Consider the following 18,647-nt stretch of genomic DNA (forward strand, 5'->3'; position numbering starts at 1 on the left):
TTAATGCTCCAGATATGATAATGTGAGGTTATATATGAGTAATACTAAAGATTCGGGTTTACTTGGTATTAAAGACATTGTGTTTATGAATGTCATTGCAATACTGAGTTTACGTCAAATTCCTAATGTAGCTCCTTATGGGGCATCAGCAATGTTGCTTTGGCTACTTGCTGCATTTTGTCTTTTCTTCCCTTTAGCCATGGTTTGTGGTGAGCTTTCAACTGGCTGGCCAAAAGATGGTGGGATTTTTGTATGGGTAAAAGAAGCATTTGGTAAACGTATTGGTTGGATAGTTGTGGTTTGCTTCTTGTTTTCTTGTGTGCTTTTCTTCCCATTAATGTTGCAATTTGGTTTTACTGCAATTGGTTATATGTTTAGTGCAGAGTTAGCACAAAATCAAGTATTTATTGGTGTAGGTTCCATGGTGGTCTTCTGGATTTTGACACTTATGAATATTAGAGGCATGCAATGGACTAAAATTATTAATAGTGTTAGTGCTTGGCTTGGAGTATTTATCCCGGCAGCAATTATTATTGTTTTAGCGGTAGTTTGGTTATTAACTGGTCACCCAATGGCAACTGATTATAGCCATGTTAGTGATTGGATCCCTGATTTAAGTAGTTGGGATACTATTGTGTTCTTATCTAGCATGATGTTTGCTTTTGCCGGACTTGAAGTTGCTCCAATGATTGCTGGGCGTACTCGTGATCCACAACGTGATTTCCCTAAAGCAATGGCAGTATCAGCAATCGTAATTGTTGGTATTTATATGATTGGTTCATGGGCAATTAATACCTTATTACCTGCTCAAGATACTGATATTGTTGCTGGAGTAATGCAGGCAATGGAAGCAGCGGCTAACGAATTACACATGCCTTGGTTATTACCAGTGATGGCTATTTGTTTATTCTTTGGTGCTTTAGGACAAATTAACTCATGGTTAGTTGGCCCGATCTATATGTTACAAGAAGCATCAAAAGAAGATAATTTACTTGGTGAACGAATTGGTCGTTTGCACCCAGTTTATAAAACACCGGCCTTTGCATTGATTATTCAAGCAATTATTGTAACGGTTTTATGTTTTTCAACTTTTGTGTCGCCAAGTATTGCCGCAGCTTATTGGATGTTAACAGCGTTAACTACTATCTGTTACTTTATTCCATATTTAGTTATGTTTATTGCTTATTATCGTTTACGTATTACACAACCAAATGTAGCGCGTAGTTTCAAAATTCCGGGTAAAGTAATGCCGATTGTGTTACCTGGCTTAGGATTCTTATCTACTCTGTTTGCAGTGGTATTAGTCTTTATTCCACCAGCACAAATTGATATGGGTGGTTATGCAGAGTATGTAGCTAAAATTGTTGGTGGTGCGGTGCTTGCTATTGGATTAGCTGAATGGATATTCCATCGAGCACAAAAACGTAATCGTTTACAACACAATAAAATATAGAGGAGTAAATATATGTACAAACCTATATTAGAAATTGATTTACGCAAGTTAAGAAATAATGCCCGTGTAGAAAAAGATCTATTAGCTAAACATGGCATTGAAGTAATGGCTGTAAATAAGGTCTTTGATGGTTGTGTCGAAACGGCGAAAGCCGTTCTCGATGGTGGCATTGATGTGATTGCCGAATCAAGAACTTATAATTTGAAAAAAGTGAAACAAGCATTAAATTGTAAAACTTGTTTATTACGTAGTCCTTGTTTAAGTGAAATTAGTGATGTAGTTAAATATGCTGATATTAGCTTAAATAGTGAGCCAGAAGTTATACAAGCACTTTCTGATGAAGCCATTAAACAGCAAAAAGTTCATCAAGTTTTATTAATGGTGGATATGGGTGATTTACGTGAAGGAATTTGGTTTGAACATATTGATGAAATTATCAATACTGTTAAACTAATACTATCTTTACCCGGTGTTGAGCTTTATGGGCTTGGCACTAACTTTAACTGCTATGGTACTGTTTTGCCTACCGTCAAAAATGGTGAAGATTTTTTACAAATAGCTCGTAAGGTAGAACAATCCTGTAATATTAAGATAAAATATTTATCGGCTGGTAATTGTACTAGTTATCACTTACTAGACAAAGGTCTTTGGCCGGAAGGATTGAATCATTTGAGAATAGGTGGTTTACATGAGTTTGGTATTGAGTATGTGGATATGAAATACCTTGATGAATTTCATCATTCAAACAAACCAGTTGATAAAGCATGTAGTAATTTGTACAAATTATATGCCGAAATCATTGAGCTCAATAGTAAACCGACTGTTCCCGTTGGTGAATTAGGTGTAGATGCTTTTTTAAATAGTAAAACATTTGTTGATCATGGGACTCGCAAACGAGCACTTCTTGCCTTTGGGCGTCAAGATGTTCCAGCAGAAAGTTGTGTTCCTATCAATGACAATATTACTGTTTTAGGGCAAACCAGTGATCACACTCTCGTCGATATTGAAGATGTTACACAAGTATTACGAGTCGGTGATGTCATTTGTTTTGAACTTGATTACACCGCCTTACTTATGGCATGTCAAACTAATGGTATAGAAAAACGGTTTATTTATTAATTCGTGCAAACTGCTGGGTAACCAGCAGTTTTTATTGTTTATTAGGCGGTTTACATGGCAACAATAGAATCTCAAGATACACCTTACCCCAGTAGCACTTTAAAGAAAAATCTAAAAAATCGTCATTTGTTGATGATCTCATTAGGTGGATCAATTGGTACCGGTTTATTTATTGGTATTGCAGCTCCCCTTAGTACAGTTGGACCATTAGGTACCATTATTGCTTATTTAATGGCCGGGTGCATAATGCTGTCAACGATGTTATGTTTGGGTGAACTTTCTTGTGCCTTTCCTCATGCGGGTTCTTTTCAACACTATGCTTTAATGTTTATACCTAATCCAATTTGGAGTTACACCATAGGTTGGTTATATTGGTTAAGTTGGGTGCTGTCGATGGCGGCAGATTTAACTGCTGCATCAATGATTGCTCACCAAGTGTTTCCTGCTATTCCCATTTATCTTTTCAGTTTATTAATTTTAATCGTTATTACTGCAGTACATCTAACCTCAGTACGAGCGTTTGGTGAAAGCGAGTATTGGTTTTCAACCATTAAAGTTTTGGCAATTATTGCATTTATTGGGATTGGTATTTATTTACTCTATCAGCAATATTCACATACTCATATTTTACCTACTTTTAAAACTGAATCTGGTTGGTTTCCTAATGGCTTTTTGTCTATTTTTATTTGTATGACAATTGTCACCTATTCATTTCAAGGTGTTGAACTAATTGGTAGTGCCGCGGGGGAATCGCAATCACCACAATCAGTGTTACCAAAAATTATTATTGGGGTAGCCTTCCGCATTATTCTGTTTTATGTACTAGCCATTGCCGTATTAGCGTTAGTTTATCCTTATGGCACTGAACATACAGAAATTAGTCCATTTGTGTGGGTATTTAATAAAGCAGGCATTACATTTGCCTCAAATATAATGTTGTTTGTTATTTTTTGTGCTGCCATTTCTGCAGCTAATTCAGCAATTTATGCTAGCTCTAGAATGTTGTGGTCAATGGCTCAAGATAATCTTGCTCCTAAATATTTTTCTACAGTAAATAAACGCGGAGTACCGACTAAAGGTATTTTGTTTATTGCGATTATTGCACTAGTATCTTTGTTTTCTAAATATATAGCGGCAGAAAAATTGTATATTTATTTGGTAGCAAGTACCGGGCAAGTGGGTTGTTTTGCGTGGATTATTATTGCTTGGTGTCAGTATCAATTCCGTAAAGGTATAAATAGTGGTAAATATCCTAAAGAGATGATTAAATTTAAATCCCCTTTATTCCCTTGGCTGGCAGCAATTTCTATTATTGTCAATTTGGTGATTATTATTGGGGTCTGGTTTGGTGAATCAGGTCATTTCATCTTATTATCAGAAGTAATATTAATCTTAGTTATCTTGGCTTCTTATTTTTTCTATAAGAAACGCCATCCAATATTCAGCGGTGAATTAAAATAGATTAAATAGCTAGTGCGCACAAATTAATAATGCTTAATGAAAAACTAAACAGTATGTATTTGCTTACTGTTTAGTTTATTAATTATTTCTATATTAAATAATGTGAATTGGCTTACTAGCTTATTTTAAAAATGCGGCAACACCTGTAAAAATTACTTGTGCTGCAATGGCTGACAATAGTAAGCCAGTTAATTTTGCTAGAATAGCAATACCAGTATTTTTTAAAACTTTGGCAATACTTTTGGCACATAACAACATGGCATAAATACCACTTGAGGCAATTAATAATGAAATAGCCCCAATCAAATTTTGTACAACACCAATTGCACCTGTTCCTAATACAATAATCGTACCTATGGATGCCGGCCCCATGCATAGCGGGATTGCTAATGGCACTACACTAATATCTTCATCACTATTAATTTTATTTTTTTCTGGGGAATCGTTCATTAATGATACAGCTGTCAAAAATAATAAAGCTCCTGAACCAATTCTAAAAGCATCCAGTGTAAAACCAAAAACACTAAACATGGCATTACCAATAAAGAATAATACAATTCCAATAATAAAAACTGCACAGGACGTTTTAAATGCAGTTTTGCGTCGCTGTTGTTCATTGTATTGTTTGGTACCACTCAAAAACGCACTTAAAACGGCTGGAGGGGTCATTAATGCAAATAATTTTACGGTTGTAGCAAGAATATCGACAAGATAGTCTCCCATGATATATACCTTTTGTGTGGCTTTAATAAATAAAGCTAATTTTATCAATAAATATTGGTGGGGAATAACTTTTATTATATAAAAAAACGGTCACCATAAAGGTGACCATATTTAATCTGATATATTTTAATTAATTTTTAGTAGTTAACTAATCAAAATTAGTTAAGGCGCTCTTTAATACGAGCAGCTTTACCACGAAGTTCGCGTAAGTAGTAAAGTTTAGCTTGACGTACTTGACCACGACGTTTCACAGTAATTGAATCAACAATTGGTGAGTGAGTTTGGAATACTCGTTCAACACCTTCGCCATTCGAAATTTTACGTACTGTAAATGCAGAATGTAAACCACGATTGCGAATTGCAACAACCACACCTTCGTATGCTTGAAGACGTTTTTTATTACCTTCAACAACCCATACTTTTACTTCAACCGTATCGCCCGGGCGAAAAGACGGGATGTCTTTCTTCATTTGTTCTTGTTCTAATTGCTGAATAATTGCATTTTTCATAATATTATCTCTTACTAGTTATACTGAAATATTAATCGCTTTGCTTATCACTGTATTCATGCTGAAATTCAGCAAGTAAGCATTGCTCTTCATCAGTCAGAGCTAGATTTGCAAGAAGATCTTTTCTTCTTAACCAAGTTCGTCCTAGTGATTGTTTTAATCGCCAACGACGAATCGCTTCATGGTGACCAGACATTAATACATCAGGCACCGCCATACCATCTAACACTTCAGGCCGAGTATAGTGAGGGCAATCAAGTAGTCCGTTAGCAAAAGAATCTTCTGCTGCTGATGCTTCGTGATGTAACACCCCAGGAATAAACCTAGCTAGTGCATCAATCATGGTCATCGCCGGTAATTCACCACCACTCAACACGTAATCCCCAATTGACCATTCTTCATCAATCTCGGTTTGGATAACGCGTTCATCTATTCCTTCGTATCGCCCACAAATCAAAATTAATTTTTGATTTTGTGACAATTCGCAAACACCTTGTTGGTTTAATTTGCGCCCTTGTGGAGACAGATAAATTACTTTGGTATCGTCACCTGCAACTGTTTTAGCATCATGAATAGCATCTTTAAGTGGTTGTACCATCATTAACATGCCTGGGCCACCACCATAAGGCCTATCATCGACAGTCTTATGCTTATCATGCGCAAAATCGCGCGGGTTCCAATAATTTACTTCTAACAGCCCATTTTTAACTGCTCGACCAGTTACACCATAACTAGTAATTGCTTGAAACATTTCGGGAAAAAGGCTAATAACGCCAATCCACATATTCTTACCTTACTAATTAAAAAGCGGGATCCCAATCGACCACAATCATTTTTGTTGTTAAATCAACTTGTTTAATAAATTGTTCTTCAACAAAAGGGATTAAACGTTCTGTTGCTCCAAATGCATCTTTTAGATTAGCTTTTACTACCAATACATCATTAGAACCGGTTTCCATTAAATCAGTTACCTGACCTAAATTGTAACCATTGATTGTTTTTACTTGGCAACCAATCAAATCTTTCCAATAAAAATCACCATCATTTAGTTGTGGTAACTTTTGCGCATCAACATAAACTTCAACATTAGTTAATGTGTTCGCTTGGTCGCGATCATCAATGCCAGCAAGCTTCACAATCATATCTTGATTATGTGGTTTAAAGCTTTCTACGATTACTTCCTGCCATTTTCCAGCACGCTGGATATACCAAGGAGTGTAATCAAAAATACTATCTGGAATTTCTGTAAACGAAAAAATTCTGAGCCATCCACGAATGCCGTAGCTTGAACCAAGTTTGCCGACAACAATTAGATTCTCAGTATTCATCATTACAGTTACTATTTTTTTACTTAATTAAGCAGCTTTTTGTGCTTGTTTGATCAATGTATTAACACGATCAGAAACAGTTGCACCTAAACCTACCCAATGATTTACGCGATCAAGATCTAAACGTAATTCTTCGGCATTACCTTGGGCAATTGGATTAAAAAAACCAATACGCTCAATAAAACGACCATCACGTGGGTTACGGCTATCAGTGACAACTACTTGATAAAATGGGCGCTTTTTAGAGCCACCACGAGCTAAACGAATAGTTACCATAACATCCTCTTAAATTAAAAAATCTTTTTTTTGCCCAACACGGACAAAATCAAAGCCCGAGAATTATACCCTTTCTGGCAAAAAGTGCAATGGCTGTTTCTAGTTGATAGTTAGTGGAATTGCTTATAAAACAAACAAATTAAATACTATGTAGCGATATGTTATTAAAATTAGCTAGTGATTTTACTCGGTCGGCATATTAGTGTTTACGTTTTCTATTAAAAGCTCGCTTTAAAACATCAAAAAAGCCAAGTGATTTAACCATTTTTTGCCCATCAACATATACACGTATCGCTTTTAAGACTTTTTTAGGATCTGTAGATGCAAAAGTGAAGGTGCCATTTTGTTTGGTTTGGATTGAATAACGAGGTATCCATCTACCCCCAAATAAAACCGAAGCGACAACATAATCTACTTCATTCCAAGGAATTTGGATATATTTACGGCTATCTCGTTGATGATAGAATTCGAAGGCTTTGTCACCAATCATAATATTGCCATACTCAGAAAAACCGACAAAAGCAGTAGCTTTAACTGTTAAATCGATTTTAGTATTTAATGATTGTACCATCTTTTTGTATATCCATATTGAATAGTCAATTTGTAACCAGAACCTCAAGATTTATCTGAAATCAGAATTGGTTCATAAAGCCCTGACACAACTAGTTTTAGTTATATAAAGAGCATAATGTTATACTCAAACATTATGCTCTCAGGAAACATCTTAACAAAATGTTAAGCTTATAACAGGCCAATTACATGACCAATAATTCCAACTATAAATAGACCAAGGATGATCAAAATAGGGGATACTTTTTTACGTAATAACCACATACATAAGAAAGTTAATAATAAAGGTACTAATCCTGGAATTAACTGGTCTAAGTTATTTTGCAGGGTAGTTACTTTTTCTTGAGTTAGTGCTAACCCATTTTGCAATTGGATCAATGCTTTTTGGATACCTTCAGCACCAGCAGGTAATGAATTCCAATCAATGAAAGCACCGTTGTCCAATTTTACGGTGGAAACTACTGGTTGGAATTTGATTGATACCCACCTTTGCACTAAAGCGGCTAGTACAAACATCCCTAAAATAGATGCACCTTTGGTGATTTTCTGTAGTAAGCCACCGGAAAGATTATCAGTGATTTTAGAACCTGTGCGGTATCCAAATTCTTGGGTATACCACATAAAGCCCCAACGGATAATATTCCACAATAAGAAGAACAAAATTGGGCCAATAACATTACCGCTTAAAGCCAATGACGCACCAAGAGCACCAAGCATAGGGCGGACAGTAAACCAGAATACTGGATCGCCAACACCAGCTAGTGGACCCATCATACCGACTTTAACCCCTTGAATGGCGACATCATCAACAGGGGCTCCATTAGCTCTTTCCTCTTCAAGAGCGAGTGTTACGCCAAGCACAGGAGAAGCTAAATATGGGTGAGTATTAAAAAATTCTAAGTGACGTTTAAGTGCCGCTGAACGGTCTTCAGTTGTAGTATATAATTTTTTAATAGCTGGGATCATAGAATAAACCCAACCACCATTTTGCATACGTTCATAGTTCCAAGAACCTTGGAGAAAAGTCGAACGCCAAGCCACAGCTAAACGATCTTTTTTACTTAATTGAATTCTATCTGTCATTTTCGTTCTCCAAATTCTTAGTAATCATTCAAAATGTCATCAAGTGGGTCGCCTTTATCGCCACCATTTGATGAATTGCCACGTTCAGAAAGGCTTAGGTAAATAAGTGCTAATGAAATACCTAATGCACCTAACGCAATCAATGTTAGTTGTGATATAGCAGCAACAACAAAACCGATAATGAAAAATGGCCATACTTCGCGGTTTGCCATCATATTAATTACCATAGCATAACCTACTGCAACCACCATACCACCACCGATAGCCATACCAGTAGTTAACCATTCAGGCATTGCATTTAATGCTTGTTTAACGGTTTCAGCAGGAATAAATAATAATGCCGCTGCAGGGATAGCAATTCTTAAACCTTGTAAACAAATACCTAGAATTTGTAACCATTCAATACGGCGAATATTGCCATGTTCAGCCGCTGCATCCATCATATGTACTAAAGGAACCGCAATAGTTCGCACAATCATAGTTAAGAATAAACCAGCCACAGCAAGAGGAATGGCAATTGCAATAGCGGTTGAAACACCGGCAACACCTTGTCCACCAAGTACTAGAATAATGGATGATGCCACAGAGGCAAGTGCTGCATCTGGCGCTACAGCTGCACCAATATTAGCCCAACCTAGTGCGATCATCTGTAATGAACCACCAAGTACAACTCCAGCTTCTAAATTACCTGTTACTAACCCAATCAACGAACAAGCTACTAACGGTTGGTGAAATTGAAACTGATCTAAGATACCTTCCATTCCAGCTAGGAAGGCCACAACTATCACTAAAATGATAGCAATAATAGATAACGTCATAATATAACCCCTTAAATAAAACTAATTTTTTTGCTCGGCTAATTCTTCTTTCGCTTTTTTCAGTAACTCATCCATATTACTACTAGAATCGTTAGGTACTTTGCGAACATCAAATTTCACATTCTTGGCTTTTAACTTTTCAAAGGCATCAACATCTTCAGTGTTCATGGATAGAACTTTATTTACCATCACTTTGCCAACTGAATGTGCCATAGAGCCAACATTAAGCTCTTTAATATCTACACCACCTTCAACAGTTCGTAAAACATCTTCCGGATTTTCAAATAAAAGTAAGGCTTTAGTATTGCCAAAACGCGGATCGTGAGCAACTTCAATAATTTTTTTGATTGGAACTACATTGGCTTTTACACCAGGAGGAGCGGCTTCTTCAATAAGCTTTTTTCTCAAATCATCTTTGGCAACGGAATCCGAAACAACGATGATGCGGTTAGGATTAGTAGATTTAGTCCAAGAGGTGGCAACTTGACCATGCAGTAAACGAGAATCAACACGGGCAAGGACAATTTTCATTTTACCATCACCAAGCACGGTACCTTCTGGTATAGAAGTTGATGGTTTTACTGCTGCTTGTTTAGGTGTGCTAGTTTCAACAGTTGCTCGAATCCCTTCTTTTGCCGGTTCTAACAACGCTGAGGCTATTTCTTTAGCGGTTTCCATTGATAAACGTGAAGAGTAAGCCTCGATCAACATAGGTAGATTTAAACCGGCCACAATAGCCCAGTTGCTATGCGTGCCACATAAATTATTCGCTTGATTAAATGGTGTACCTCCCCACAAATCGACTAAGAATAATACTTCATCTTGATTATCAAATGTAGCTATTGCTGCTAACATTCTTTCTTTCAAACTTTCAGGACTATCACTTGGGTGCAAAGTCACGGCTTTAACGTTCTCTTGCTCTCCAAATATCATTGTACCCGATTGTAGAATACCTTCTGCAAACTCACCATGAGTTGCCAGAATAATCCCTACCATACGATTTCCTCCAAATTATTATCTTATTGGATAATATAAAATTACTATAAATTTAATCCTAAAAACTATATTGGTTTAGTTATTTTAAATCATAAAATATATAACGATATTACGTTGCTATAAAAACTTAACTTTCTATTATTAAAAGATATTTTTATAAAATATCGGTTACATAATTATTTGAGTAAAAAATGTTTATATTCCTAATTTTTATATATTTTATTGTTGAAAGATGGCCTCAAATAACAGTTTTGTTTTAGATAAAATGTTATATTAGCAGAGAATTCAAATTAAAGTTGAAAAAATATTACACTTTTTCAAAAATAAAAGTAATTATATTTTTATTCTTTTTAGTTATAGATTTTTGTTAATTATTGATCATACTTTTAATAATGCAAATGATTATTTTTTAGAAGTTAATCCTAGGTATGAAATATGTTTGGACCTATTGAATAGGTACTTTTTAGCAATATTATATTGCTAGCTTAATTTAATTCATTGCGATAATTCTTTAGTGTTTCCCTAATAAAGCCATTATTGTCACTAAGCGCTTGTTTAGCTTGTTCAACATTGAGGTTGGTCAAAATCATTAAAATTGCTGTTTTGCAATGTCTTTGGCTTTGTGCCAGTGCTAAAATTGCCGTTTCCCGATTGCAATCGGTGGCTTGCATTACGATATTTATTTGGCGTTCTATCAGTTTGGCATTAGTCGCTTCCACATCCACCATTAAATTACCATAGACTTTGCCAATTTTAATCATACTAGCCGTAGTTAACATATTTAGAATTAGTTTTTGGGCGGTACCGGCCTTCATTCTTGATGATCCAGTAATGATCTCTGCACCGACAATTGGGGTGATTGCAATATCAGCAATATTAATCATCGGCGCTTGGGGATTACAACATAAACTGACTACGGTAGCACCAATTGATTTAGCTAATTGCATTCCGCCTATAACGTAAGGTGTGCGCCCACTTGCAGCAATACCGACTAATACATCTTGGGCAGTAAATTTGATATTTTTTAAATCTGCGACAGCTAATTCAGGATTATCTTCGGCATTTTCGACGGCTTTAAAAATAGCTGGTTGCCCGCCAGCTATTAATCCTATTACTTGATCTGGTTGGGTGCCATAAGTCGGTGGGCACTCACTGGCATCTAATATACCTAGTCTACCGGATGTGCCCGCACCCATATAGACTAAGCGGCCTTGATGCAAAAAAGCCTGACTAATAGCATCTACTGCTTTGGCAATATTAGGTAGTTCTTTTTCAACTGCAATAGCAACTTGTTTGTCTTCATTATTTATAATTTTTAAAATATCAAGCGTAGAACAGCTATCAATCTTTTCACTGTTTGAATTACGACTTTCAGTTAGCATTTTTGATAAATTAATGTTTGGCATTATTTTTTAATCCTAACCATAATAGTAAAATAACTAAGGCAAATAATGCCCCAAAACCTACGCCAATAGCTATAATAGGTACACCAGCAGCAACAGCAACAGAATAAAGCCCCAGCATAATCATCATGGCGCCATATTCACTCAAGTTCTGTACTGCTATTACACTACCGGCACCTATAATCTCTTTACCTATTTTTTGGATCAAAGCATTTAAAGGGACTAAAAAGAAGCCACCGAGTGCGCCAATCATAATTAATAAAATATATGATGAAACCATATGGCTTTGAAGTGTAAAGGCGATGACTACAATGCCCATCATAATGCCAGCAGGAATACAACGTAAGGTATTATTGATAGAAATAAATTTACTGGCAAGCCCGGCACCAACCACTATCCCCACAGCCACAACAGCATTGAGTACAGTTGGAGTGGTATTATCAACAATACCTAATACAACCGGTACCCAGCTAATTAATAAAAAACGTAACGTAATTCCTGCGCCCCAAAATAGGCTAGTACCATACAAAGTAAAACGTGCTTGTCTATTGATAAAAAGCATTTTTACGGTGCGAATAAAATCTTTAAGCATGCTTAAAAATTGCCATTTAATATCACGTCTCGCGGCTGGTAATCTAGGAATAAAGAGATTAGCAATCACTGCACAACCAAACATTAATACGCAGGCTAATAAAGAAGCAGTAACATTAAGATCAGCAATATAACCACCCGCAACTGAGCCAAGTAATATTGAGGCAATTGTTGAGGCTTCGATTAAACCATTAGCTTTAACTAAATTATCGCCTGTGGTAAGTTCACCTAAAATACCATATTTAGCAGGTGAATAACCTGAAGCACCAATGCCTACTAAAATATAACCTAAAAATGGACTAACACCTAAACAAATACTACCAGCACCTAGTAATTTCAGACTATTTGAGATCATCATTACTCGGCCTTTTGACATGCTATCAGCAAATTGACCGACAAAAGGTGAAAGCAGAATAAATGGCACCACAAACCCGATCTGTAATACTGATTGACTCCATTCTGGGTAATGTAGATTTTTAATATAGGCTAAAATAGCAAAAAATAAGGCGTTATCACCAAAAGCTGAAAAGAATTGCGCCAGCATGGTTGCTATCATGCCTTTACTAAAAAGAGAGTTTTGCGTCATGAAACATCCTTTTGTTGATTTGCTAGCTATTCATCAGCCATTTTTCGCAGGGTAATAAAATCAATCTTACCCGTTCCCAGTAATGGTAGTTCTTTAACTACACGAATATCTCGTGGAACTGCTAAAGCTGGAATACCAAACTCCTGAGCTGCTTGATTAAGTTGCTCTCGATTTAGTTCTTTTGAAGTGGTAAATAGCACAATTGCTTCGCCTTTAGATGCATCGGCTTTGACCGTGGCACCATGCATTGCATTGGGATCGACTTTTTTAGCTAATACTTCAACACTTTCTAGCGAAACCATTTCCCCAGCAATTTTGGCAAAACGTTTTAAACGCCCTTTGATGGTTAAAAAACCATCTTGATCAATGGCCACAATATCACCAGTATCATACCAACCAGATTCAGGTTTGCCATTCTCATCAATTGCTATTGGTGGTTCTAATTTACCTGGATGCTCTACTCGCAAATAGCCTTTCATCACATTAGGACCTTTAACTTGTAATTCGCCACCAGGACTAATACCTGAAATCGGAATTAATCGCGATGTCATACCCGGTAATAAGCGACCGACAGTACCATTTTTAAAAGCCATTGGTACATTAAGAGCGACTACGGGAGCACATTCAGTTACACCATAACCTTCTAAAATACGAATACCATATTTATTTTTCCATTGTTCGCGAACTGCGTCAGATAATTTTTCTGCCCCGGCAACGACATAACGTAAACGCATAAAGTCGTATGGGTGGGCATAACGAGCATAATTTGCCAAGAAAGTTGGCGTTCCAAATAAAATGGTACAGTTTTGGTCATAAATAATTTCTGGCACCATGCGATAATGCAATGGATTTGGGTATAAGAAGGTTCGGCTACCAGAAAATAAAGGTAAAAATAATCCAGCAGTAATACCAAAAGCATGAAATAGAGGTAATGCGGACATAAAGCGATCGGCAGGAGTTGGATCAATAACGGTACGGATTTGTTCAACATTAGCAATTAAACTGCCATGGCTATGAACTACCCCTTTAGGGTTACCTTCCGAACCAGAAGTAAATAGTACCAAAGCTTCATCTTCGCTCGATTGCTTATACTCGACTAACCTTGGAATAAATTGGTGAATAATAACATATAATTTATCGGTGAAAGTTAAACTGTGGCGTAAATCTTCTAGAAAACACCATTTAACGCCTTTGATTTCCTCAAGTAAGTAATCCAGTTTACCTTTCTTAATAAATTTCCGTGAGGTAATAATCGTTTTAATTTCTGCCGCAGTGATTGCGCAAGTTAGTCCTTTGGTGCCAGCAGTATAATTAAGCATTGCCGGAATTCGATTTTTAACTGATAACCCAAAAATTGTTGCCACGGTAATGGTTGCATTAGGTAGTAAAACTCCAACGCGTTCTTTCTTCTTTGTAATTTTGGCAATAATACAACTAACCCCAATAATTTGCTTTAACAAGTTACGATAAGATGCTTCGTTAGTTGTCGGATCTTGTACCATGCGTGATTTGACGCCATAACGGACTTGAGCTTCAAGTAGTGCTGCAAATAGTGTCAATTTTGGACGGCTAGCCATGCGAGCATTCATCATAATTTGATGTAACTTTTCGCCAGCAATATAACGGCGCTCACTAGCATTACCAGCTTTAGGCATTGGAATTGAAGTTGGTTCTAATACATGAATGCTAATTTTGGGGAATAAATGACGTTTAAATAAGCCTTTTAGGCGGCTAGTCAAAGTAAATTCAGCACCTTCTATCCAAACCGGTACAATGGTTGCTTGCGATTTGGCTGCAACAAAAGCGGCACCATCATAAATTTTCATTAACGACCCAGTTATAGTGATTCTACCTTCCGGGAAGATCACAATAGGGCGACCTTTTTCTATTTCACGTACTAAACGTTTAATAGCCATAGGGCTAGTTGGATCCATTGGTACAAAATCGACATAACGTTTAGCTAAGCGGACTAACCAATGATTAATATAACCAGCGTAAATAGCAAAAACCGGGCGCACAGGTAAAAAAACACCAATTAATACACCATCTAGAAATGAAACATGATTAGGAGTGATTAGGAGCCGGTCTTGTTTTAAATTATCGAGGTTACCATGAATTTTTACATGAAATAAAATCTTTAAGAAAAATCTTAATACGTTGAATAACATCTTATATCTCAATTAACATGCAAGATTGCATTTACTAATAATAGTTAAAATAAAGCAATTATACAAGGAAGGTAATCGTTGTTTAATATTATTAATATAAAACAAACAATTGAATTGTATTTGTGGATTGGTTTTATATAAAAAATAGACAATTAGTAACAAAAACGTAAAATAAAAGTTTAAATGACGAAGGGGGATTAAATGTTAGTTTTAACCGCAACCGATATCGAAAAAGTATACAGTATGCAAGATGCCATCGCAGCAGATAAACAAGCCTTAAAAATCTATACTCAAGGTAATAGTGAGGTGCCATTACGTACTAATTTTGATGTGCAAAATGGTCAGTGTTTATTTATGCCTGCGCACATTAAAAGCCGTGATGTTGTTGGGATTAAGATTGTCTCAGTATTTCCTAATAATCCCAAATTGGGTAAACCTTCAGTACCAGCACAAGTATTAATGCTTGATCCGCAAACTGGCGAAGTTTGTGCCATACTCGATGGCACTTATGTTACCCAGCTGCGAACGGGGGCGGTACAAGGTGCGGCAACAGATCTATTAGCTCGCAAAGATGCAAGCCGATCAGTACTAATTGGAACGGGTGGGCAAGCAATTTCACAATTGGAAGCGATGTTGACAGTACGACCATTAACGGATGTTGCTATTTTCGATATTAATCAGGAAAAAGCTAAACAATTTACTGCGCAAATGCAGCAAAAATTTGCACATTTTTCAACCAATCTATATTTCTCACAAAATTTAGATGATGATATAAGCCAAGCAGATATTATTACGTCGGTCACTACCTCAAAAGTAGCAACCTTTGATGGTACTAAAGTTAAGCCGGGCACACATATTAATGGTGTTGGTGCTTATACACCTGCAATGCATGAGATCCCCGCGAATATTGTGGAAAAAGCAGATATTCGAGTACTCGATACTAAAGATGGAGTTTTTGCCGAAGCGGGTGATATTATTGATCCAATTAAGCAACAACTAGTTACCGAAAATGACTTTTTGGAACTCGGGGATTTAGTTATTGAACCGCAAAAATGTCGACAAAATTCTCAACAAATAACAGTATTTAAAACTGTAGGTACCGCAGTTTTAGATGTTTACGTTGGTTATGATATTTACCTCAAAGCAAAAGCACAGGGAATTGGGCTTAATATTTAATAGCAGTAGTTACTTTTAATTTAAGCAGCAGCAACATTTTGCCAAGATGTTTCCTGAGAACCCTACGTTTCAGTATAAAAATTAGCTTGTTAACTCTGCTTTTTGGGAACGCCCTAGCAAGGCCATAGCGGCTTGTTTAGGATCTTTATGTTCATAAAGGACTTGATAGATTTGTTCAGTAATTGGCATATCGACATGGTATTTTTGTGCCAGCGTCCAAACTTCTTTGGTGTTTTTACAACCTTCAACCACCTGTGCAATAATATCTTGCGCCTCTTGGATTGATTTATTTTGACCAAGTAGTATGCCAAAACGGCGATTACGTGATTGATTATCGGTGCAAGTCAACACTAGATCACCAAGCCCAGCCATTCCCATGAAAGTTGCTGGGTCAGCACCCAGAGCCGCGCCTAAGCGCATCATTTCAGCCAGTCCACGAGTGATTAATGCGGTTCTTGCATTGGCGCCGAAACCAAGCCCATCCGATAAACCCGCCCCGATGGCTATTACATTCTTAATGGCACCACCAAGCTGAACCCCGATAAAGTCTTTACTACTATAAACACGAAAACCTTTACTACAATGGAACAAATTTTGTAATTCAGTCAGAAAATGCTCATCGGTCGAGGCAACGGTCACCGCAGTCGGTAAACCAGAGGCAACTTCTTTAGCGAAAGTAGGTCCAGATATTACCGCTAATGGGATTTGATCGCCAAGAATTTCTCTGGCAACATCTTGCAATAATCGTCCGGTATCAACTTCAAGCCCTTTGGTTGCCCATACAATTTTAGTGTCTGGGCGTAAAAAAGGTTTTATTTGTTTCAAGATACTAGCAAAAGCATGACTAGGAACAACAATAAGCAAAATTGGCGCAGCTTGTACTGCTGTTTGTAGATCTCTTTCGACCTGTAACCGTTCCGGAAATGGGATATTCGGCAAAAATTGTTGATTTTGCCGATCATGCTGTAAGGTAGCCATCTTATCAGGATCACGCCCCCATAGTAGGGTTGAATGACCATTACGAGCCAATAAAATAGCTAAAGAGGTACCGTAGGAACCGGCTCCAATTACTGATACTACAGCATTTTTCCCCATAAATAATCCATTTAACTTAAGCTTAGATAACTACAATTTTTAAGATTATTGCAAGGTTTCACCGGATTCGGCTTGAGCTTGCTGTTGTTGTTGCTGTTGTAAATAGTTCATAAAGAGTGCATCAAAATTCACTGGTTCTAAATTTACAGCCGGGAACGAACCTTTATTCACTAAGTTAGCAATCGCTTCACGTACATAAGGGAACAAAATATTAGGACAATATGCACCAAGGCAGTGCTGGAGTTGACCATCATTAAATCCAACTACAGAAAAAATACCTGCTTGAGTGACTTCACAAATATATGCAACTTCATTATGAGATTTTACTGTGACGGTTACACGTAATGCCACTTCAAATACGTTATCATGCAATGTATTTGAAGATGTATTAAGTTCAACATTCATTTCTGGTTGCCATTCTTTAGTAAAGATTTCAGGCACATTATTAGTTTCAAACGACACATCTTTGATATAAATTCGTTGAATTGCGAATTCTGTTTCAGCTGTTGGGGTATTGTTTTGTTCTGTCATGATAAAACCTTATTTTTAAATAATATTATTTTCTAACAAGTGGTAAATTTTCGCCATTCCAACCAGCGATACCATCTTTCAACGCGAAAACATGTAAAAAACCTTGTTTAACCAAAGTGTCGCCAATACTTGATGTAGATAAACCATTTTCGTCAATCAAAATAATTAGGTTTTCTTTGAATTTTTCAATAGTTTTGGCGCTAGCGTTTTTAATGTCAATAGGTAAGATATTATGCGATTCGGTAATGTGTCCTTTTTTAAAATTATCAGCTGAACGAATATCAATAATAACTGCATTTTGTTTATTAATCATATTGATTGCTTGGGCATTACTAATAATTTTAACCTTAGATAATTTACTCTTTATGGTTAACACGATGATAGCAATAAATAAAGCTATCCATCCTAAAGAAAGCAAGGGATGATTTTTAATAAAAGGTATAATTTCGAGTGTAAAAAAGTCCATACTTATATGATTACCTAGTTTTTATTCAAAATAAGTGGAGATTATAACGATATTATACGATGAAATACAGAGCCAATGGGAGAAAACTTATTTTACCTTAGCAATATTTATTTAAGATGAGACAATATTTAACGAAAAATAGCTACTTTAGAAGCACTATTTTCATTTCGGTGCATTAATTTTGTGCGTAACGCTTTATTTTGGTGCAAAAGTTAGTAGCTATGGTACTATCTTATCCATAAATGTACATAAAATAGTGCAATTAAAAAATGGCATTATATTTGCATAAACAAAA

General features: G+C 36.4%; 19 protein-coding genes. 4 read left to right on the top strand and 15 right to left on the bottom strand.

Annotated features, from left to right (window positions below):
• The first annotated feature begins 34 nt into the window (after positions 1–34).
• Genes A9G13_RS10160 through A9G13_RS10170 form a run of 3 tightly spaced genes read left to right on the top strand, consistent with a single transcriptional unit; the run spans position 35 to position 4,033 of the window.
• Positions 35–1,453, top strand: coding sequence for an APC family permease (locus A9G13_RS10160; protein WP_065557495.1), 1,419 nt, complete (start codon positions 35–37; stop codon positions 1,451–1,453).
• Between the two features lie 12 nt (positions 1,454–1,465).
• Complete coding sequence (locus tag A9G13_RS10165) at positions 1,466–2,572, top strand: alanine/ornithine racemase family PLP-dependent enzyme (protein WP_065557496.1); 1,107 nt, start codon at positions 1,466–1,468, stop codon at positions 2,570–2,572.
• Between the two features lie 54 nt (positions 2,573–2,626).
• A complete protein-coding gene (locus A9G13_RS10170) occupies positions 2,627–4,033 on the top strand; it encodes an amino acid permease (protein ID WP_065557497.1) in 1,407 nt (468 codons plus the stop codon).
• 120 nt (positions 4,034–4,153) lie between these two features.
• Here the strand turns inward: A9G13_RS10170 and A9G13_RS10175 are convergent, their stop codons facing one another.
• The 12 genes from A9G13_RS10175 to aas all read right to left on the bottom strand — a co-directional run bounded on the left by A9G13_RS10175 (position 4,154) and on the right by aas (position 15,084).
• Positions 4,154–4,756 carry a MarC family protein gene (locus A9G13_RS10175; protein WP_065557498.1) on the bottom strand — a complete coding sequence of 201 codons (603 nt, stop codon included), beginning with the start codon at positions 4,754–4,756 and terminating at the stop codon, positions 4,154–4,156.
• A gap of 158 nt (positions 4,757–4,914) precedes the next feature.
• Positions 4,915–5,265, bottom strand: coding sequence for a 50S ribosomal protein L19 (rplS, locus tag A9G13_RS10180; protein ID WP_025314641.1), 351 nt, complete (start codon positions 5,263–5,265; stop codon positions 4,915–4,917).
• Between the two features lie 31 nt (positions 5,266–5,296).
• The gene (trmD, locus tag A9G13_RS10185) at positions 5,297–6,049 is read right to left on the bottom strand and encodes a tRNA (guanosine(37)-N1)-methyltransferase TrmD (RefSeq protein ID WP_065557499.1); all 753 of its coding nucleotides are present in this window, start codon (positions 6,047–6,049) and stop codon (positions 5,297–5,299) included.
• A 16-nt stretch (positions 6,050–6,065) separates the two neighbouring features.
• Positions 6,066–6,596: a ribosome maturation factor RimM gene (rimM, locus tag A9G13_RS10190; RefSeq protein WP_065557500.1), complete on the bottom strand. Its 531-nt coding sequence runs from the start codon at positions 6,594–6,596 to the stop codon at positions 6,066–6,068.
• Between the two features lie 24 nt (positions 6,597–6,620).
• The gene (gene rpsP / locus A9G13_RS10195) at positions 6,621–6,869 is read right to left on the bottom strand and encodes a 30S ribosomal protein S16 (protein WP_065557501.1); all 249 of its coding nucleotides are present in this window, start codon (positions 6,867–6,869) and stop codon (positions 6,621–6,623) included.
• A 199-nt stretch (positions 6,870–7,068) separates the two neighbouring features.
• Positions 7,069–7,440: a DUF956 family protein gene (locus A9G13_RS10200; RefSeq protein WP_065557502.1), complete on the bottom strand. Its 372-nt coding sequence runs from the start codon at positions 7,438–7,440 to the stop codon at positions 7,069–7,071.
• Positions 7,441–7,610: 170 nt separating this feature from the next.
• Positions 7,611–8,522 carry a PTS system mannose/fructose/sorbose family transporter subunit IID gene (locus A9G13_RS10205; RefSeq protein ID WP_065557503.1) on the bottom strand — a complete coding sequence of 304 codons (912 nt, stop codon included), beginning with the start codon at positions 8,520–8,522 and terminating at the stop codon, positions 7,611–7,613.
• A gap of 17 nt (positions 8,523–8,539) precedes the next feature.
• Positions 8,540–9,340 carry a PTS mannose/fructose/sorbose transporter subunit IIC gene (locus tag A9G13_RS10210; protein WP_065557504.1) on the bottom strand — a complete coding sequence of 267 codons (801 nt, stop codon included), beginning with the start codon at positions 9,338–9,340 and terminating at the stop codon, positions 8,540–8,542.
• Between the two features lie 21 nt (positions 9,341–9,361).
• Positions 9,362–10,336 carry a mannose/fructose/sorbose PTS transporter subunit IIB gene (locus tag A9G13_RS10215; RefSeq protein WP_065557505.1) on the bottom strand — a complete coding sequence of 325 codons (975 nt, stop codon included), beginning with the start codon at positions 10,334–10,336 and terminating at the stop codon, positions 9,362–9,364.
• A 485-nt stretch (positions 10,337–10,821) separates the two neighbouring features.
• Positions 10,822–11,742 (bottom strand): N-acetylmuramic acid 6-phosphate etherase, encoded by a 921-nt coding sequence (gene murQ, locus A9G13_RS10220; protein ID WP_065557506.1) that lies wholly within the window; start codon positions 11,740–11,742, stop codon positions 10,822–10,824.
• The gene (gene lplT / locus A9G13_RS10225) at positions 11,729–12,916 is read right to left on the bottom strand and encodes a lysophospholipid transporter LplT (RefSeq protein WP_065557507.1); all 1,188 of its coding nucleotides are present in this window, start codon (positions 12,914–12,916) and stop codon (positions 11,729–11,731) included. The genes murQ and lplT overlap by 14 nt, the downstream gene beginning before the upstream one ends.
• Before the next feature lie 26 nt (positions 12,917–12,942).
• Positions 12,943–15,084 carry a bifunctional acyl-ACP--phospholipid O-acyltransferase/long-chain-fatty-acid--ACP ligase gene (gene aas, locus A9G13_RS10230; RefSeq protein WP_065557508.1) on the bottom strand — a complete coding sequence of 714 codons (2,142 nt, stop codon included), beginning with the start codon at positions 15,082–15,084 and terminating at the stop codon, positions 12,943–12,945.
• Between the two features lie 201 nt (positions 15,085–15,285).
• Between aas and A9G13_RS10235 the strand changes: the two genes are divergently transcribed.
• Positions 15,286–16,260 carry an ornithine cyclodeaminase family protein gene (locus tag A9G13_RS10235; protein ID WP_065557509.1) on the top strand — a complete coding sequence of 325 codons (975 nt, stop codon included), beginning with the start codon at positions 15,286–15,288 and terminating at the stop codon, positions 16,258–16,260.
• A gap of 81 nt (positions 16,261–16,341) precedes the next feature.
• On the opposite strand, the gene gpsA is transcribed toward A9G13_RS10235, so the two are convergent.
• Genes gpsA through A9G13_RS10250 form a run of 3 tightly spaced genes read right to left on the bottom strand, consistent with a single transcriptional unit; the run spans position 16,342 to position 18,352 of the window.
• Positions 16,342–17,355 (bottom strand): NAD(P)H-dependent glycerol-3-phosphate dehydrogenase, encoded by a 1,014-nt coding sequence (gene gpsA, locus A9G13_RS10240; RefSeq protein WP_065557510.1) that lies wholly within the window; start codon positions 17,353–17,355, stop codon positions 16,342–16,344.
• Between the two features lie 45 nt (positions 17,356–17,400).
• A complete protein-coding gene (gene secB, locus A9G13_RS10245) occupies positions 17,401–17,886 on the bottom strand; it encodes a protein-export chaperone SecB (protein WP_065557511.1) in 486 nt (161 codons plus the stop codon).
• A 25-nt stretch (positions 17,887–17,911) separates the two neighbouring features.
• Entirely contained in the window at positions 17,912–18,352 is a 441-nt protein-coding gene (locus tag A9G13_RS10250) for a rhodanese-like domain-containing protein (protein WP_065557512.1), read from the bottom strand.
• Between the last annotated feature and the right edge of the window lie 295 nt (positions 18,353–18,647).

This window comes from Gilliamella sp. wkB178, from assembly GCF_001690705.1.
GTDB lineage: Bacteria > Pseudomonadota > Gammaproteobacteria > Enterobacterales > Orbaceae > Gilliamella > Gilliamella apicola_K.

What these genes read in the sequence shown, in the direction of transcription:
- secB (WP_065557511.1), bottom strand. Translation starts at nt 17,886, where the DNA reads ATGACAGAACAAAACAATACCCCAACAGCTGAAACAGAATTCGCAATT.
- rpsP (WP_065557501.1), bottom strand. Translation starts at nt 6,869, where the DNA reads ATGGTAACTATTCGTTTAGCTCGTGGTGGCTCTAAAAAGCGCCCATTT.
- lplT (WP_065557507.1), bottom strand. Translation starts at nt 12,916, where the DNA reads ATGACGCAAAACTCTCTTTTTAGTAAAGGCATGATAGCAACCATGCTG.
- A9G13_RS10170 (WP_065557497.1), top strand. Translation starts at nt 2,627, where the DNA reads ATGGCAACAATAGAATCTCAAGATACACCTTACCCCAGTAGCACTTTA.
- A9G13_RS10160 (WP_065557495.1), top strand. Translation starts at nt 35, where the DNA reads ATGAGTAATACTAAAGATTCGGGTTTACTTGGTATTAAAGACATTGTG.
- A9G13_RS10215 (WP_065557505.1), bottom strand. Translation starts at nt 10,336, where the DNA reads ATGGTAGGGATTATTCTGGCAACTCATGGTGAGTTTGCAGAAGGTATT.
- A9G13_RS10175 (WP_065557498.1), bottom strand. Translation starts at nt 4,756, where the DNA reads ATGGGAGACTATCTTGTCGATATTCTTGCTACAACCGTAAAATTATTT.
- gpsA (WP_065557510.1), bottom strand. Translation starts at nt 17,355, where the DNA reads ATGGGGAAAAATGCTGTAGTATCAGTAATTGGAGCCGGTTCCTACGGT.
- A9G13_RS10205 (WP_065557503.1), bottom strand. Translation starts at nt 8,522, where the DNA reads ATGACAGATAGAATTCAATTAAGTAAAAAAGATCGTTTAGCTGTGGCT.
- A9G13_RS10200 (WP_065557502.1), bottom strand. Translation starts at nt 7,440, where the DNA reads ATGGTACAATCATTAAATACTAAAATCGATTTAACAGTTAAAGCTACT.
- rplS (WP_025314641.1), bottom strand. Translation starts at nt 5,265, where the DNA reads ATGAAAAATGCAATTATTCAGCAATTAGAACAAGAACAAATGAAGAAA.
- murQ (WP_065557506.1), bottom strand. Translation starts at nt 11,742, where the DNA reads ATGCCAAACATTAATTTATCAAAAATGCTAACTGAAAGTCGTAATTCA.
- rimM (WP_065557500.1), bottom strand. Translation starts at nt 6,596, where the DNA reads ATGATGAATACTGAGAATCTAATTGTTGTCGGCAAACTTGGTTCAAGC.
- A9G13_RS10210 (WP_065557504.1), bottom strand. Translation starts at nt 9,340, where the DNA reads ATGACGTTATCTATTATTGCTATCATTTTAGTGATAGTTGTGGCCTTC.
- trmD (WP_065557499.1), bottom strand. Translation starts at nt 6,049, where the DNA reads ATGTGGATTGGCGTTATTAGCCTTTTTCCCGAAATGTTTCAAGCAATT.
- A9G13_RS10250 (WP_065557512.1), bottom strand. Translation starts at nt 18,352, where the DNA reads ATGGACTTTTTTACACTCGAAATTATACCTTTTATTAAAAATCATCCC.
- aas (WP_065557508.1), bottom strand. Translation starts at nt 15,084, where the DNA reads ATGTTATTCAACGTATTAAGATTTTTCTTAAAGATTTTATTTCATGTA.
- A9G13_RS10235 (WP_065557509.1), top strand. Translation starts at nt 15,286, where the DNA reads ATGTTAGTTTTAACCGCAACCGATATCGAAAAAGTATACAGTATGCAA.
- A9G13_RS10165 (WP_065557496.1), top strand. Translation starts at nt 1,466, where the DNA reads ATGTACAAACCTATATTAGAAATTGATTTACGCAAGTTAAGAAATAAT.